The sequence below is a fragment of the Streptomyces sp. NBC_00078 genome, from assembly GCF_026343335.1.
Taxonomy (GTDB): Bacteria; Actinomycetota; Actinomycetes; order Streptomycetales; family Streptomycetaceae; genus Streptomyces.
In genome coordinates, this window is the sequence record NZ_JAPELX010000001.1 from 1,314,731 (window position 1) to 1,327,965 (window position 13,235).

Below are 13,235 nucleotides of genomic sequence, written 5' to 3' on the forward strand. Positions count from 1 at the left end.
CCACCCGCCCCGCACGCGGCAAGCGCGAGGGCCAAGGCAGTCGTGACGATCGGAACACTCAAGAATCTGCTGACTCGCATAGGTCTGCTCCTTATCGAGAGGGAAAACGCGCTGGGAGCCGCTCAAATCGGGGGCCAGCTCAGTGGGTTGGGGGATGGAATCGGTGGGCGGGCTTGAGGCCCGTCAGTGGTGGGGGGTGGCGATGGCGGCGAGGTGCGTGCCGGGGCGGACGGTGAGCCCGTTCATGTTGTAGATGACCGTTCCGGAGGAGACGGCGGTGATCTTGTGCTCGGTGTCGTCGACCGGGTCGATGACGCGGCCGATGGTCTGTCCCTCGGTCACCTCGTCGCCGGTGACCGCGTCCGGGTACCAGAGACCTGCGACGGGAGACTCGACCTCGCCCGTCCAGATCCAGTCGCGCGGCGGCACGGTCACCGGTGCGAGGTGCTGCGGCGCCTCGATAACGCCGAGGTGGTGCAGGAGCCGGTACAGGGCGTCGAGGAGTCTGCGCACGGTGGCGGGGTTGCGGTCGCCGAGTTGGCCGGTCTCGACGAGGATCGCGGGGATGCCCTGCCGGTTCGCCGCGGCGTGGCTGTTGCCGCCCTCCGGGCTGGTGCCGAAGATGACCCGCTCGTATCCGACCGCGTGGGCCATTCCCCTGTTCTTCGCGTCCAGTTCGTCGTCGCCGGTCAGGCGGTAGCCGACGAAGTCGAGCAGGTGCTGGTCGATGCCGCCGCTGTGCAGGTCGATGTAGGCGTCGGCGCCGTCGATCAGGTGCTCGAACAGCCAGGCCGCCATCCGGTCGGTGGGGCCGCCGTCCTTGTCGCCGGGGAAGACGCGGTTGATGTTGACGCCGTCCAGCGGGGAGATGTTGAGCCTGCCTCCGTAGACGGCCGGGGGGTTGGCCACGGGGCAGATCACCAGCTGGCCGGCGATCTCGTCCGGTTCCAGCAGCCCGGCCAGGCGGGTGGTGGCGTCGACGGGGATGAACTCGCCGCCGTGGACGCCACCGGTGATTACGATCCTGGGGCCCGGGCGGGAGCCGTTGACGAGGATCAGGGGAACCTCCGCCGTCGTGGAGCCGAGGTCGGCGGTCAGGCTCCCGCGGGTCTTGTGGCCGGGCTCGGCCCTCAGCGGGCCGATGGTCAGGGTCATGGCTTTCCTCGTTCGGGCTCAGACCGCGGTGCGGCCGTTGGTGGTGATGAAGTCGATCGGCTGCGAGGCGCGGCCCTGAAGGGCGAGGCCCGCGGCGATGCCGCCCATGGCGGGAAGGAGCCGACGGAGAGGGTGGCGTCCTGCATGGTCATGCCTCCGTACGGCCGACGGTGGAGAGGAAGTCGATGGGCTGGGGCGAGGCGCCCTCCAGCGCGAGGTCCGCGGCGATGTCGCCGAAGGCGGGCGAAAGCTTGAAGCCGTGACCGGAGAAACCGGCGAGCAGGATGACGTTCTCGGCACCGGGCAGCGGACCGACCAGCGGGCGGCTGCTCTCGGTGTAGCCCTCCATGTAGACGGAGAGGCGGGTGGGGTCCGGGTGCAGGTCGGGCAGGTAACGCCCGATCAGCTCGGAGAAGACCTCCAGTTCGTCCGGCCGCACAGTGCGGTCCAGTTGGTTGGGGTCGTCGGCGAGCCGGTGCAGCGCGCGGGACAGTCCGAGCTTGACCGAGATGCCGTCCGGGGAGGGCAGGCCGTAGCAGTGGGTGGGTGCCGTGCGGATGAAGGCGGGGCGCTCCTCACCGAACCAGACGTCGGGGACGGTGGGCACGTACCAGGCGCTGACGAGGCGCCGGACTTCCAGCTCCCACGGCAGGTCGGGCAGGAGGTCGTTGACCCAGGGGCCGGGGGTGACGACGGCGGTGTCGAAGCGCTCGCTGCCGGAGTCGGTGCGGATCTCCACGCCGCCCGCGACGGGGACGATCTCGCGGACCGTGCTGTAGCGGTGGATGACGGCACCCAGCTGCTCGGCGCGGCGGGCAGCGGTCTGGATCGTCAGTTCCGGGCGGATGAACCCGGCGCGGCGGTCGAGTACGGCCGCGTCGCCGTCCTCGATGCGGTACTGCGGGAATCGCTTGGCGAGCGTGTCGGCGTCCAGTACCTCGTGGTCGAGGTCGTGGTCGGCGATGGACTGAAGGACGGTGGCCATCTGCTGGTGGTCGGTCGGCCCCATGAGCAGGCATCCGGTCAGGCGCCGCAGCTCGCGGCCGGTCTCCTGCTGGAGCTGCTCCCAGAGGGCGTCGGCGTGCTTGAGGAGCGGGACGTAGCGGGAGTCCTCGAAGTGCGCGCTGCGGAAGATCCGGGACTCGCCGCCGGCGGCGCTGCGGTCGTGGCCGGGTGCGTAGCGGTCGTAGCCGACGACCTCGGCGCCGCGGGCCGCCAGCCGCCAGGCGGCCTGGCTGCCCATCGTTCCGACGCCGACGACCGCGACGCGCTTCCTGGCAGCTGACACAGAACTTTCCTTTCGTACCGCCGAGGCGCATGCTGGGCCTTCGACGTGAGGCTGTTCGATTCGAGATGGTTTGAGCGGGAGCCAGGCCCTCCTTGTGGACCTGAGGCTCGCAACCGCCGCGTCTCGCAGTCCGGTTCACTTCGGGGGATCTTTCGAAGTGCCGTGCCGCATTGTGGAATGCTGTGCTAGAATCTGGCACAGAGAATGGCAGTGGCTCAGAGGGGAGTCAAGAGGGTGTCCACCAGAAATTTCGAGGATTAACGGGGGGAAACCGTATGGAAATGAAGAGCGTCACCAGGTCGCTGCGCGTCCTGGAGGCGGTCGCCCAGCATCAGCCCGTGACCGTCGGGGAGTTGACGAAGCTCTTCGGACTGCCGAAGTCCACCGTGCAGCGCACCCTGGTCACCCTGGCCGAGGCCGGCTGGCTGCGCGCCAACCGCAAGGACACCACCCGCTGGGAGATCGGCACCCGCGTCCTGGCCGTACGACCCGCCGCACTCCAGGGCTCCAGCCTGTTCGCCGCCGCACGCGAACCCATGGTCCGCCTCCGGGACACGGTGAACGAGACCATCCACCTCTCCGTGCCGGACGCCCTGCACTGCATGGTCGTCGTGGACCGCGTCGACTGCGACCACGCCGTACGCACCTTCCACACGATCGGCGACACCTCACCCCTGCACGCCACCGCCGTTGGACGCGCCGTCCTCGCCCACCTTCCGCCGCGGGACGTCGACGAACTCATCACGGCAGGGCTGGAGCGATTCAGCGACACGACCCCCGCCGAGCCCGACGAACTGCGAGCCGAACTGGACCGGATCCGGACCGACGGCTACGCGATCAACCGCAACCAGTACCGGCCGGGCGTCTGCGCCATCGCCGCTGCCGTGCTCGATGAGGACGGCACCCCGCTGGCAGCCGTGGCCGTCTCCATGCCCGAGGCGCGGTACGACAGCGAACGTGCGCCCAAGTGGGGCCGCCTCATCGCCGACACAGCTGTGGAGATCTCCCAGCGCCGCCTGGGCGCCTGAACGGCAGAGGGCGGCCCGCAAGCCGTCGACTGAGGGGCCGGCTCGCACGTTGACGCGTATGAGCCGGCCCTCAGCCTTGTGTCACGGCAGCCACCGCCCTGCACCCGGCCGGGACCAACTTTCGACAGCGTGCCGCATAATGGAACGTCGTGCTAGAATCCGGCACGGATGATGACTGTGACTCTGTGGTGGAGTCAAAAGGCGTGAATCAGGAATCCATAGGTCTGAGGGGGCATTGAATGGAAATGAAGAGCGTCACCAGGTCGCTGCGCGTCCTGGAGGCGGTCGCCCAGCATCAGCCCGTGACCGTCGGGGAGTTGACGAAGCTCTTCGGACTGCCGAAGTCCACCGTGCAGCGCACCCTGGTCACCCTGGCCGAGGCCGGCTGGCTGCGCGCCAACCGCAAGGACACCACCCGCTGGGAGATCGGCACCCGCGTCCTGGCCGTACGACCCGCCGCACTCCAGGGCTCCAGCCTGTTCGCCGCCGCACGCGAACCCATGGTCCGCCTCCGGGACACGGTGAACGAGACCATCCACCTCTCCGTGCCGGACGCCCTGCACTGCATGGTCGTCGTGGACCGCGTCGACTGCGACCACGCCGTACGCACCTTCCACACGATCGGCGACACCTCACCCCTGCACGCCACCGCCGCCGGGAACGCCGTCCTCGCCCACCTGAGGAAATCCGAGATCGCAGAGGTCACCGCAGGGACGCTGGAGGGTTACGGCGAGGAGACCATCACCGAGCCGGGGCAACTGCGGGCTGAGCTGCACCGCGTGAGAGAGCGCGGCTACGCCGTCAACCACAACCAGTATCTGCAGGGTGTCTGCGCGATCGCGGCACCCGTGCTCGACGGTGAGGACACACCGCTGGCCGCCGTAGCCATCTCCCTGCCCACCTCCCGCTTCGAGGCCGGCCGGCTACCCGAGCTGGGCCGGCTGGTCGCCGAGACGGCTGCGGAGATCACCGCCCGGCACCTGGCCTGACGCCTGTCCCGGCTCCGGGTCCTCACCCGGGCTGACGGCCGCGTTCCCACCCGGACCGATCCGGCCCCCTCCCTGCGGGAGGCGGGTGTCACGTCGGGATCACTTCACGATCACGTAGATCTCTTCGAGATGCCCAGATGCCGCGCGATCGCCCGGATCGGCATCTGCTCGGCCCGGTGCAGCCTGCGAATCTCTGCCCAGTCCTCCACGCAGATCACCCTCTCCCTCCTGACCTCAGATCAAGATCAGGTTCAGGCGAAGATCACCAAGTGGGTCACTTTTGATCCGCCGTCAGAGGGTCAGGATTCGAGCGACGGCGAGACTCCGGTGCGGAGCCAGGCACACGAGGCCTCCAGGACGGCAAACCTGGAGGTTTCGCCTGGCACCGATGGGAGGTCGGTTCCGGATGCCACCCGTGGTTTTAGCGGGCCTGGGCGGCGTCCACGTCCTTGCGAGACGACCCCACCGTGACAGACAGCACCCACCAGCCACTCCCCCAGCGACAGCTCACCCGCCGCCGCGGCCCCCAGGGCCTCTCCCAACTCCCGTCGGCTGCGGCCGATCTGATCCTGCTCGGCGACCTCACGGGCCGCTATGCAGTGGGCAGTTACAGCAGGCTCGGCTCCGACCGCCGGAGCGTGGTCCTGCGCGCGGACCGCCAGGGCGCGGCCGAGCACGGGCACCGGATCACCGCGGCCATCGCCTGCCACGTGGCCCGTGCCGGCGGCACCGTCGACCAGCTCACGCAGCTCCTGCTGCACCCCGACCACGAAGGCGGACGGCATACCCGCAGCATCGCGCTGCGCTCCGGGCAGGCGCGCGCCCTGGACTACATCCGCCGGGTCTGGACCAGCGCTTCCGAGACGATCAGCACCACCATCGCGCTGAGCTCCCGGCACGACGCGTACGAGGTGCTTGTCGCGTTGCGGGACCGGATCGAGACCACGCCATGGCGCGGGGAGCGGGGTCGGACCGCACTGCGGGTACTGCGGGCGCATCTGAACTTCGCCGAGATCGCGGGCGGCCCCTTGCACCACGCCAGCGAGCGCCAGACCGCCGAAGAGGCGGGCATCTCACGCACGACCCTGCGGGCCGTCTACGAGACGGTCCTGAAGCCGGGAGGCTGGCTTCGCCGTCTGCGGGTCGGCCATGGCCAGGAGGGCTCGACCTGGTACCTCAACGCCGGCAGCATCCCCGGTCACAGTGGCCCGGCTCTGCTGTCTCGTTTCCGGTCCACTCAGTTCCCCCCGACCCGGCACTTGAGGAGTGGACCACCCCTGAGACGGCCACGGCGGCCGACATCGACTCCACCGTCCTCGGCCAACTCATGGGCCACGACGCCTTCGCCCACCACGCCCTCGGCAGCGCCGCCCTCATGCTCATCAGCGCCCTGCATGTACGCCCGGACCAGACGGCCACTGAGCTCGTCGGCACTTCCTCGGTCCCCCGCGCCACCGCCTACCGGACGTTGCAGCGCCTTGCCGACCACGGCCTCGTTCGGCACACCGGGGAGACCTGGGCCCTCGTGCCACGCGCTCTGGAGGGCTTCGGTATCCGCCTCTCTGACGCGGAGACCGGCCACACACTGGCACAGGGCTGGGACCAGGTTGCCGAGCAACACGGCACCTGGGGCATCGCGGCCCGGAGGAAGGCCCTGCACACGGCGGAACGGGCGGCCTACCAGCAGGCACTGGACCGGTTTGCGGAGCACCGCAGCAGGGCCGTGCAGTTGATGCGCAAGGAGACCTGGACCGGGATCCCGGCCAAGACCAACGGGCAGACCGTCCGCCCGCTGCAGGACGAGGCCACACGGGCCTGGAACCTGCACACCGCCCTGTACTACAAGGCCGGCGGGACGCCCTGGCGTATGCAGCGCCATAGCTCCGATTTGGCCACCTGCTACGTCGGGGTCAGCTTCTACCGCAGCACGAGTGGCAACGAACTGCACACCGCCGTCGCCCAGGTGTTCAACGAACGTGGCGACGGCGTCGTCGTCCGCGGCGGCACCGCCCAGATCTCCAAGACCGACCGCCAGCCCCACCTGACGGTATCGGACGCACGGCAGTTGCTGCTGGACGCCCTGGCCGAGTACCGCACCACCCACGGCCACCAGCCCGCTCGCATCGTCGTACACAAGACCTCGAACTTCACCACCGGCGAGACCGACGGATTCCACGAAGCCGCCGATCTGCGCGAGATCGACCACGTCGACCTGCTGTGGATCCAGCGGCGCGGCGCCCCACACCTGTACCGCACCGGACAACTCCCACCACTGCGCGGCACCAGCGTCCAACTCGACGCTCGCTCCCTGCTCCTGTACACCCGCGGCTCGGTACCGTACTTCCGGACCTACCCCGGCCTGTACGTCCCCCAGCCCCTGCTGATCCGGCCCGCAACGCGCGGCACGGATCTACTGACTGCCGGCATGGACATCCTGGCCCTGACCAAGATGAACTGGAACAACGCCCAGCTCGACGAACGCGACCCCCTCACGCTGCGCACCGCCTACCGAGTCGGCTCCATCCTCAGACACGTCCCCGCCGGAGCCCGCATCGCCACCCGCTACGCCTACTACATGTAGGCAGGTTGGAAGCCTCAACCAGGTTAGTGTTCGCTCTCATTGCACCCTGCGGGATGGTGTGAATACGTACAAGGTCGGGGATGCCGGGGCAGGGAGCGATGCCTGGGCCACCGTCCCCGCCGTCCGTAGCGGACATGCCGCTGCGCTGCCGGGTCAGGAACACGTCCGCTCCGCAGTGCCCTCCGCCCTTCCTGGGCGGCGGGATGGGTACTAGCGTCGGTCGAGAACACCCCATCCCTTCCATCTCGCTTCCTTGGGGTCGTCATGATCCACACACGAGAACTCCTCGACAGCATCTCGTCCGAGAGCTTCCTCGGCAACGACGTCCTGGCCGCGGCCGTCGACGTACTGGCCGAGTGCGAGACCGCCGTCACCGCGTGCGCCACGGGCATGCTCGCGGAGAAGGACGCGGACACACTGCGGGCGGCCATCGACCAGGATCTGGACTGCGCCGACGTCGCCGGCGCGACCCGCCGGATCCTCACCCGGCACAGTGGCCACGATCCGGCGCTCCTCACCGCGCAGGTGGAGGCCTGTCTCATCGCCTGACAGCACAGCCACGACCTGTGCAGCGGACACGCCCAGCACCATGACCACTGCCGGATCTGCGCCGAAGCCACCGCTCGCGCCACGGAAGCCTGCCGGAGTGTGCTCAAGGCTGTACGAGGCTGACGTCGCGAGCGGTCACTCCCGCGCAGGACGTTGCGGCCAGAGGCAGAGACGTAGGCGCGCCAGGCGCTGAGAGGGCGGACGATCGTCCATGATCCGTCCGCCCGGCCCGGCGTGGGCTCGGTCGGGAGCACGGCCGTGGCTGCACGCAACCGTTGCGACAGGTGACCGTCACCTCCACCGAGTCCAGCCGTGGTGCGGGCCCTTTCGCCCGGCGCGACAGCGAAGGGCGCCACTTCCCCGTGCGCGGGTGCGGGCGCGTCCTACGCCTGCGGGTCTCTGCCTCGCAGCTGATGTGACGGCGCTCATACCAAATGCCTGGAACTCACTCAGGCCACTCACCGACTCCTGTTGTGGCCGTTCGCCAGGTCCGCGTCCTGACCGGGAGAGGATCAGGCGCCCGAAAACCGTTGCCGCCGTAGCGGCTTGTGGAGGGCGTCTGCGTAGCACCTCTCCCGTTCGTTCGTGCCCCCTGCCCGTGTGTCCGGCCCTGAAACTGGTCGGCGGCGCCGTGCGGCGTCCTTGGAGTGGGGGTGGTGCGGTGGTTGCCGCGAGCGGGCTGCGCTGGGTTCTGAGTCTGCTGTTCGCCGTGCCCGTCGCGTACGGCGTGTGGAGGCTGGTGCTTCCCGGAACCAGCGCCGGGGAACGCATGGATCACGCGCTGCACGCGGCCATGGGGGTGCTGATGATCGCGATGGCCTGGCCGTGGGGAACGGACCTGCCGGTCGTTCCCCAGGTGGTGCTCTTCAGCGTGGGCGCTCTGTGGTTCGTGGCCGCCGCTCCGTTCCGCGCGCGTGGCGGGTCCCGGGGCCGGGTGGTGGTCGCCGCTCTTCCGCACGTCGTGATGATGGGGGCGATGGCGTGGATGGTGTCGGCGATGGGCTCTTCGGGGACGGCGTCCGACGGTGGAGGTTCGGCCGGGATGCACGACATGGCCGGAATGGACATGTCGGGTGGCTCGGGTCTCGCCTCCATGAGTCTGACGGGCGCGGGGTCTGTCGCGACGGCGGTGGTGCTCGCGGTCGTCCTCGGTGTGCTGGGACTTGTGTGGCTGACGCGTGCGCTCGACCGGGCGCGGGGCAGGAGCCTGGAGGGTAGCGGTCCGGAGGGCGACGGGGTGGGGGCGGCGGACGTGGTCAGCGTCCTGGCTCCTGCGTGTCATGCGGCGATGGCGCTGGGGATGGCCGTCATGTTCGCCGTGCTCGCGTGATGCGGCCGGCTGACCGGAGAAACCTGTCGGTGCGCTGTTTTCCGCGGTTCCTCGTGGGGAGTTAACGGTCGAGCCGTCGTGTCCCGCGATCGGTGGGCGGGACTGCGGTGAGGGACAGGGGTGAGGTGCCGTGGCCGGAATACTCGGCAGTCAGGTCAGCGGCGCGGACGAGGCGTGGCCCTGGGAGCGGCCGGTCGCTCGTGCAAGCGGGTGGACGGCGGTGAGCGAACCCCTGAGCAAGGTGTGGTCCCTGTCCGTCCTGGCCACGACGGTGCTCGCCGGAGGCTACGCCTGGCTGGGATTCTTCGTCGGCGATGTGCCTGGGGCGCTGATCGGGGCTGCCGCGGGGCTGGTGACGAGCGGGGGGCTGCACCTGGCGGTCAACCGGGCCGTGTCGGGTCCGCGTTGACGCTCCCGCGTCTCCCACGTCTCCCACGGTCCGGGTCTTCCGACGCCTACTGGTGAAAGAACTCATTCCGCTCTTGGCCACCGGGGCCGCACAACACCCGGCGGCCGTGAGTAGAACCGGGGTCCGTCAGGCCGCGGCCGGTTCCGTGACCTCGTACCCCGCCTCCACGATCGCCGCGCGCAGCCGCGCGTCGTCGAGTTGTGTGCCGCCGACGGAGACCGACCCCGCCGTGACGTCGACGTCCACGTCGGTGACACCGGGGACCTGGGAGACCTCCTCGGTGATGCTCGCGGCGCAGTGCTCACAGCTCATGCCGGTGACGAGGTACTGCTTCTGTGCCATGGCGCAACTCCTGGATGTGGGTGAGGCGTTCGCACGCCTCTTGATACGGATGTACGGGTTCTCTCGTTCATCCGGTGCCGTCCACCACTGAGTCGTGGCGCCGAGGGGGCGAGTTCCCGGCTGTGGCGCGTGTCACTCTCCCGGGGCATTACATAGCGGGGCCGGAGCGCAGAGTTTCCCGCCCCGGCCCCCGCCCTGGGCCCGGTCAGCCCGCGGTGGCGGACCCGGCCGTGCGGCGGTTCCGGACGACGCCCACGGTCAGGTCGACGGCGAGGAACACGGCCAGCGGGATACCGAACAGCGGAATGATCCAGCCGATCACGGCGACCACGATGATGCCGACGGCGACGGCCCCGGACGGCAGGTTGCGCCAGCCTCCGCGGGCGGGTGGGGTACCGAGCGCGGCGCGGCGGTCGGAGCGGGTGGGGCGGCGCTGCCACCACATCCGGTAGCCCCAGACGGTCACGCAGATGAGGCCGACGGCGAGGAGGGCCAGGAGGATCTGGTTGACGAGGCCGAATAGGGTGCCCATGTGGGCGTTGATGCCCCACCGGGTGAGTTTGGCCATCACCGGCCAGTCGGCGAAGGCGACCTTGTCGGTCACGCGGTCGGTGGCGGCGTCGACGGCGACGCTGTCGCGTCCGACCGGCCAGAGGTTTCGGGTCTGTGTCACGGTCCAGGCGGAGACGGTGTCCGCGGGTACGGCGATCTCCACCGGGCCGTCGACGCCGTCGGCGCGGGCTGCCTTCAGGACATCGTCTATCGCGGCCGGGTCGACGCTCTTCGGGGCGCCGGAGCCGATCGTTCCAGTGGTCAGGGTGGTGGCCACGGAGGGGGTGTGGGAGTGGAGCGCGTCCAGCGCCTCGCCGAAGTTGGCGCCGGCGTAGCGGGACCATGTCAGGCCGGTGGCCGAGAGACCCAGCAGCCCGACGGCGAGCCAGACTCCGGTCGCCGCGTGCCAGCTGCGGGTGCGCCGTACGCCCTGTTTCGCGGCCCGGTCGGGCAGCAGCAGGCGGCGGGCGGTCCGTTTGCCGTGCCGGCGGCGCCACCACAGGAACAGGCCGCCGAGGACGAGCACCCACAGCCAGCTGGCAGCTATCTCCGAGTAGTAGCGGCCTATGGTCCCGAGGTTGAGGTTGCGGTGCAGGGCGTCCAGCCACGTGGTGAGCGGGGTCTCGGCATACCAGGTGGTCAGCTGTCCCGTCGTCTTGCCGGTGTACGGGTCGACGTAGACGGTGTGGGTCTTCTCCCCGAGTTCGGGCAGGGCGAAGTCCACCTGGGTGGTGTCGTCGCCTCTTCCCGGACGTACGCCGGTCAGCGTGCCCTTCGGGTGCTCGGCTCGGGCGGCGGCGACCTGATTGGACAACGGCACGGCGCTGCCGCTGGTGCGGGCGACGTGGAGTTCCTTGCCATAGACAAGCGAGTCGAGCTGGGGGGTGAAGGTGTAGAGCAATCCGGTGACGGCCGCGACGAGCAGGAACGGCGCCACCATGATCCCGGCGTAGAAGTGCAGCCGCGCCAGCAGCGGGCCAAGCCCCTCCGCCTTGCGCGCGGGCGCGGGCGCGGGCTCCGTCGGCTTCCCGGCCGTCGTGGTGGAGGTGGCCTCGGTGCCGTCCCCGGCCGGTTCGGGCAGGGCTGGTTCTTCGGAGTCGACGGTCGTCATCTTCACCTCGTGCTGGGTCGGTGGTGCACCGGGCACCGGAATCCGTGCAGGACGTTCGGCGCCGGGTCGGTGGATCGCCGTGACGCCGCTCCAGGGGCCCGAATTCAGCCGCTGTCCTGAAGTAGTCGGCTGGAAGGGGCTCCGAGTTCCCGGGGAATCGCTCGAATTGGCCGAGGCCGGCCGGGGCGGATGAGACGGCGCACGGGTGGGGTCGGAGCGGACGCCGGGCGCTGGGCGTTCACACGTGGTCGTCGCCAGGACCGCTGCGGTTCCCCGAGGTCGGGGGGACAATCCTCACGTGGGACGGTTCGGCGTCGGCGCTCCCGTGCCCCGTGGCGCCGTGCCACGATGACTTCACCCGGGCCACGGATGGAATGCGCCTTCCCGAGCGTGGCCCGGCCTCTGTGCCTGCCGACCGCCATGTCGCCCGCCGGCCGCCGGCCCCCACCGGGGTGGCGGCCAGCGGGCTCAGAAAGCCGTCGGCGACAGCCCGCCGCCCGCTGCGGGCCCGCGTCGCGGGCCGGTGGCACGCGCGGCTTCGGGCGCGGGTCGGTCGTCACCTCGCGGGCCCACTGGCCCGGACTCCCGCCCCGGGTACGGGAGTCCGGGCATCAGGTCACTCGCCGGCGCCCCCTTCCGGGGTTCTGCGGCGCCTCAGTGTGCGGACGGCGAGGAATCCGCCGCCCGCCGCCACGGCGGCGACCCCGGCGAGGGCCGCGGTCGCCGTGGTGGAGCCGAGGCCCAGGACGGAGTCCGAGCCCTCCGTCTCCGGGGCGGGCAGGCTCAGGGCCGCGCACGCCGCTGGGGTGCCGGCCGGCTTTTTGCCGTCGGCGGCCTCGAACTGGTAGGCGTTGGTCTGGGCGTCCCCGTCCCCCGCGGTGATCGAGTAGGTGAGGGTGATGACGCCCTTCGGCAGCGGTGAGACGGCGGCGCAGGCCGTGGTCGTGTCGGTGACGACCGGCTCTCCGACCGGGATCTCCTTGCCGTCCGGTCCGATCATCCTGATCTTCGGCGCGATGCCGGAGGTCAGGTTGGCGAACGTCAGGCGGACCACGTCGGTCCCGGCCCCGACCGTGGCCCCGGGAGCCGGTGCGGCGTCCTTGAGCGCGGTGTGGGCGTACGCGGGCGCGTTCACCAGGATCAGCAGCACGCCCGCACACACGGTGGATCCGGCCGTCGCCGTCAGAAGTCGAAGTCGGCGCATGCGATCCGGTTGTCCTGTGCCTCGTTGGGGTGGACCACGACCGCGACCGCGTCCTTGCCGGTCTTGCGGGAGTTGGTCACCGTCGTCATGCCCATACCGGACTTGTCGGCGGTGAACATCAGGTGGATCTCGTTCGGGGGCGTGGTCGCACCGCCCTTGTCGAACTGGAAGTGGGAGCCGCCGTTGTCGTCCGCGCAGTGCTGGGCGTGCAGGTGGGCCATGTAGACATGACCGGGCTTGAGTCCGGTGAGAGAGACGGTGACAGTGGTGCCCTTGGAGCCCTGGGCCAGCCATGCGGTGCCCTTGACGTCGTTCATGCCCGGGGGCCGGGTGTCGAGCAGCGTGAAGGTGCCCTTCACCACGGTCGCGCCGGACAACTTGTAGGCGGGAGTGGCGGACGGGTCGCCCATCATCTTGTCGGACATGCCGTCCATGCCGTGGGCGGAGGACGAGGCGGATGCCCCGCTGTGGGCGGAGGCATGCCCGGCCGAGTCGCCTCCGCAGCCGGTGAGCAGGACCGTCAAGGTGGTCGCGAGGAGGGCGCCCAGGGCCAACCGGACGGTTCGGCGTGCGGGTTGAGGTGCCGGCGGGTGGTCCGTGGCGGACGGGTGGACGGAGGTGACGTCGTACATGGGAATCCCGATCGATGCAGGGCACCGCACGCCGCCGCCCGCAGGCGGACGGGTGCGTGCCAGGG

The 13,235-nt window shown here is 70.2% G+C and carries 12 protein-coding genes and 1 pseudogene; 6 read left to right on the plus strand and 7 right to left on the minus strand.

The annotated features are described in order from the left end of the window. Positions 1-183: 183 nt before the first annotated feature. The gene (locus OOK07_RS06080) at positions 184-1,155 is read right to left on the minus strand and encodes a succinylglutamate desuccinylase/aspartoacylase family protein (RefSeq protein WP_266795375.1); all 972 of its coding nucleotides are present in this window, start codon (positions 1,153-1,155) and stop codon (positions 184-186) included. A 148-nt stretch (positions 1,156-1,303) separates the two neighbouring features. After that, positions 1,304-2,443: an N-methyl-L-tryptophan oxidase gene (gene solA / locus OOK07_RS06085; protein WP_266677698.1), complete on the minus strand. Its 1,140-nt coding sequence runs from the start codon at positions 2,441-2,443 to the stop codon at positions 1,304-1,306. 281 nt (positions 2,444-2,724) lie between these two features. Here solA and OOK07_RS06090 point away from each other — a divergent pair, with 281 nt between their 5' ends. Then, a complete protein-coding gene (locus tag OOK07_RS06090) occupies positions 2,725-3,471 on the plus strand; it encodes an IclR family transcriptional regulator (protein WP_266795377.1) in 747 nt (248 codons plus the stop codon). Positions 3,472-3,716: 245 nt separating this feature from the next. Then, positions 3,717-4,460, plus strand: a complete 744-nt coding sequence (locus OOK07_RS06095) for an IclR family transcriptional regulator (RefSeq protein WP_266801902.1) — start codon at positions 3,717-3,719, stop codon at positions 4,458-4,460. Between the two features lie 116 nt (positions 4,461-4,576). Here OOK07_RS06095 and OOK07_RS43230 read toward each other — a convergent pair. Next, positions 4,577-4,678: pseudogene (locus OOK07_RS43230) on the minus strand (helix-turn-helix domain-containing protein); the annotation flags it as partial. Positions 4,679-5,787: 1,109 nt separating this feature from the next. On the opposite strand from OOK07_RS43230, the gene OOK07_RS06100 reads away from it, so the two are divergent. The 4 genes from OOK07_RS06100 to OOK07_RS06115 all read left to right on the plus strand — a co-directional run bounded on the left by OOK07_RS06100 (position 5,788) and on the right by OOK07_RS06115 (position 9,329). Beyond that, positions 5,788-7,041, plus strand: coding sequence for a helix-turn-helix domain-containing protein (locus OOK07_RS06100; protein ID WP_266795378.1), 1,254 nt, complete (start codon positions 5,788-5,790; stop codon positions 7,039-7,041). Between the two features lie 264 nt (positions 7,042-7,305). Next, a complete protein-coding gene (locus OOK07_RS06105; RefSeq protein WP_266795380.1) occupies positions 7,306-7,590 on the plus strand; it encodes a four-helix bundle copper-binding protein in 285 nt (94 codons plus the stop codon). Between the two features lie 661 nt (positions 7,591-8,251). Further along, complete coding sequence (locus OOK07_RS06110; protein WP_266795381.1) at positions 8,252-8,920, plus strand: DUF5134 domain-containing protein; 669 nt, start codon at positions 8,252-8,254, stop codon at positions 8,918-8,920. Between the two features lie 130 nt (positions 8,921-9,050). After that, positions 9,051-9,329 carry a hypothetical protein gene (locus OOK07_RS06115; protein ID WP_266795382.1) on the plus strand — a complete coding sequence of 93 codons (279 nt, stop codon included), beginning with the start codon at positions 9,051-9,053 and terminating at the stop codon, positions 9,327-9,329. A gap of 126 nt (positions 9,330-9,455) precedes the next feature. On the opposite strand, the gene OOK07_RS06120 is transcribed toward OOK07_RS06115, so the two are convergent. The 4 genes from OOK07_RS06120 to OOK07_RS06135 form a co-directional block, all read right to left on the minus strand. Next, the gene (locus tag OOK07_RS06120; protein ID WP_266795383.1) at positions 9,456-9,671 is read right to left on the minus strand and encodes a heavy-metal-associated domain-containing protein; all 216 of its coding nucleotides are present in this window, start codon (positions 9,669-9,671) and stop codon (positions 9,456-9,458) included. A gap of 205 nt (positions 9,672-9,876) precedes the next feature. Then, positions 9,877-11,334: a PepSY-associated TM helix domain-containing protein gene (locus tag OOK07_RS06125; RefSeq protein WP_266795384.1), complete on the minus strand. Its 1,458-nt coding sequence runs from the start codon at positions 11,332-11,334 to the stop codon at positions 9,877-9,879. A gap of 616 nt (positions 11,335-11,950) precedes the next feature. Beyond that, the gene (locus OOK07_RS06130) at positions 11,951-12,538 is read right to left on the minus strand and encodes a copper resistance CopC family protein (protein ID WP_266795386.1); all 588 of its coding nucleotides are present in this window, start codon (positions 12,536-12,538) and stop codon (positions 11,951-11,953) included. Further along, positions 12,517-13,170 (minus strand): superoxide dismutase family protein, encoded by a 654-nt coding sequence (locus OOK07_RS06135; RefSeq protein ID WP_266795387.1) that lies wholly within the window; start codon positions 13,168-13,170, stop codon positions 12,517-12,519. Before OOK07_RS06135 ends, OOK07_RS06130 begins: the two co-directional genes overlap by 22 nt. Between the last annotated feature and the right edge of the window lie 65 nt (positions 13,171-13,235).

Bases quoted from the DNA above. Each gene is read 5' to 3' on its own strand.
- OOK07_RS06080 (WP_266795375.1), bottom strand. From the start codon at position 1,155: ATGACCCTGACCATCGGCCCGCTGAGGGCCGAGCCCGGCCACAAGACC.
- OOK07_RS06090 (WP_266795377.1), top strand. From the start codon at position 2,725: ATGAAGAGCGTCACCAGGTCGCTGCGCGTCCTGGAGGCGGTCGCCCAG.
- OOK07_RS06095 (WP_266801902.1), top strand. From the start codon at position 3,717: ATGAAGAGCGTCACCAGGTCGCTGCGCGTCCTGGAGGCGGTCGCCCAG.
- OOK07_RS06100 (WP_266795378.1), top strand. From the start codon at position 5,788: ATGGGCCACGACGCCTTCGCCCACCACGCCCTCGGCAGCGCCGCCCTC.
- OOK07_RS06105 (WP_266795380.1), top strand. From the start codon at position 7,306: ATGATCCACACACGAGAACTCCTCGACAGCATCTCGTCCGAGAGCTTC.
- OOK07_RS06120 (WP_266795383.1), bottom strand. From the start codon at position 9,671: ATGGCACAGAAGCAGTACCTCGTCACCGGCATGAGCTGTGAGCACTGC.
- OOK07_RS06125 (WP_266795384.1), bottom strand. From the start codon at position 11,334: ATGACGACCGTCGACTCCGAAGAACCAGCCCTGCCCGAACCGGCCGGG.
- OOK07_RS06130 (WP_266795386.1), bottom strand. From the start codon at position 12,538: ATGCGCCGACTTCGACTTCTGACGGCGACGGCCGGATCCACCGTGTGT.
- OOK07_RS06135 (WP_266795387.1), bottom strand. From the start codon at position 13,170: ATGTACGACGTCACCTCCGTCCACCCGTCCGCCACGGACCACCCGCCG.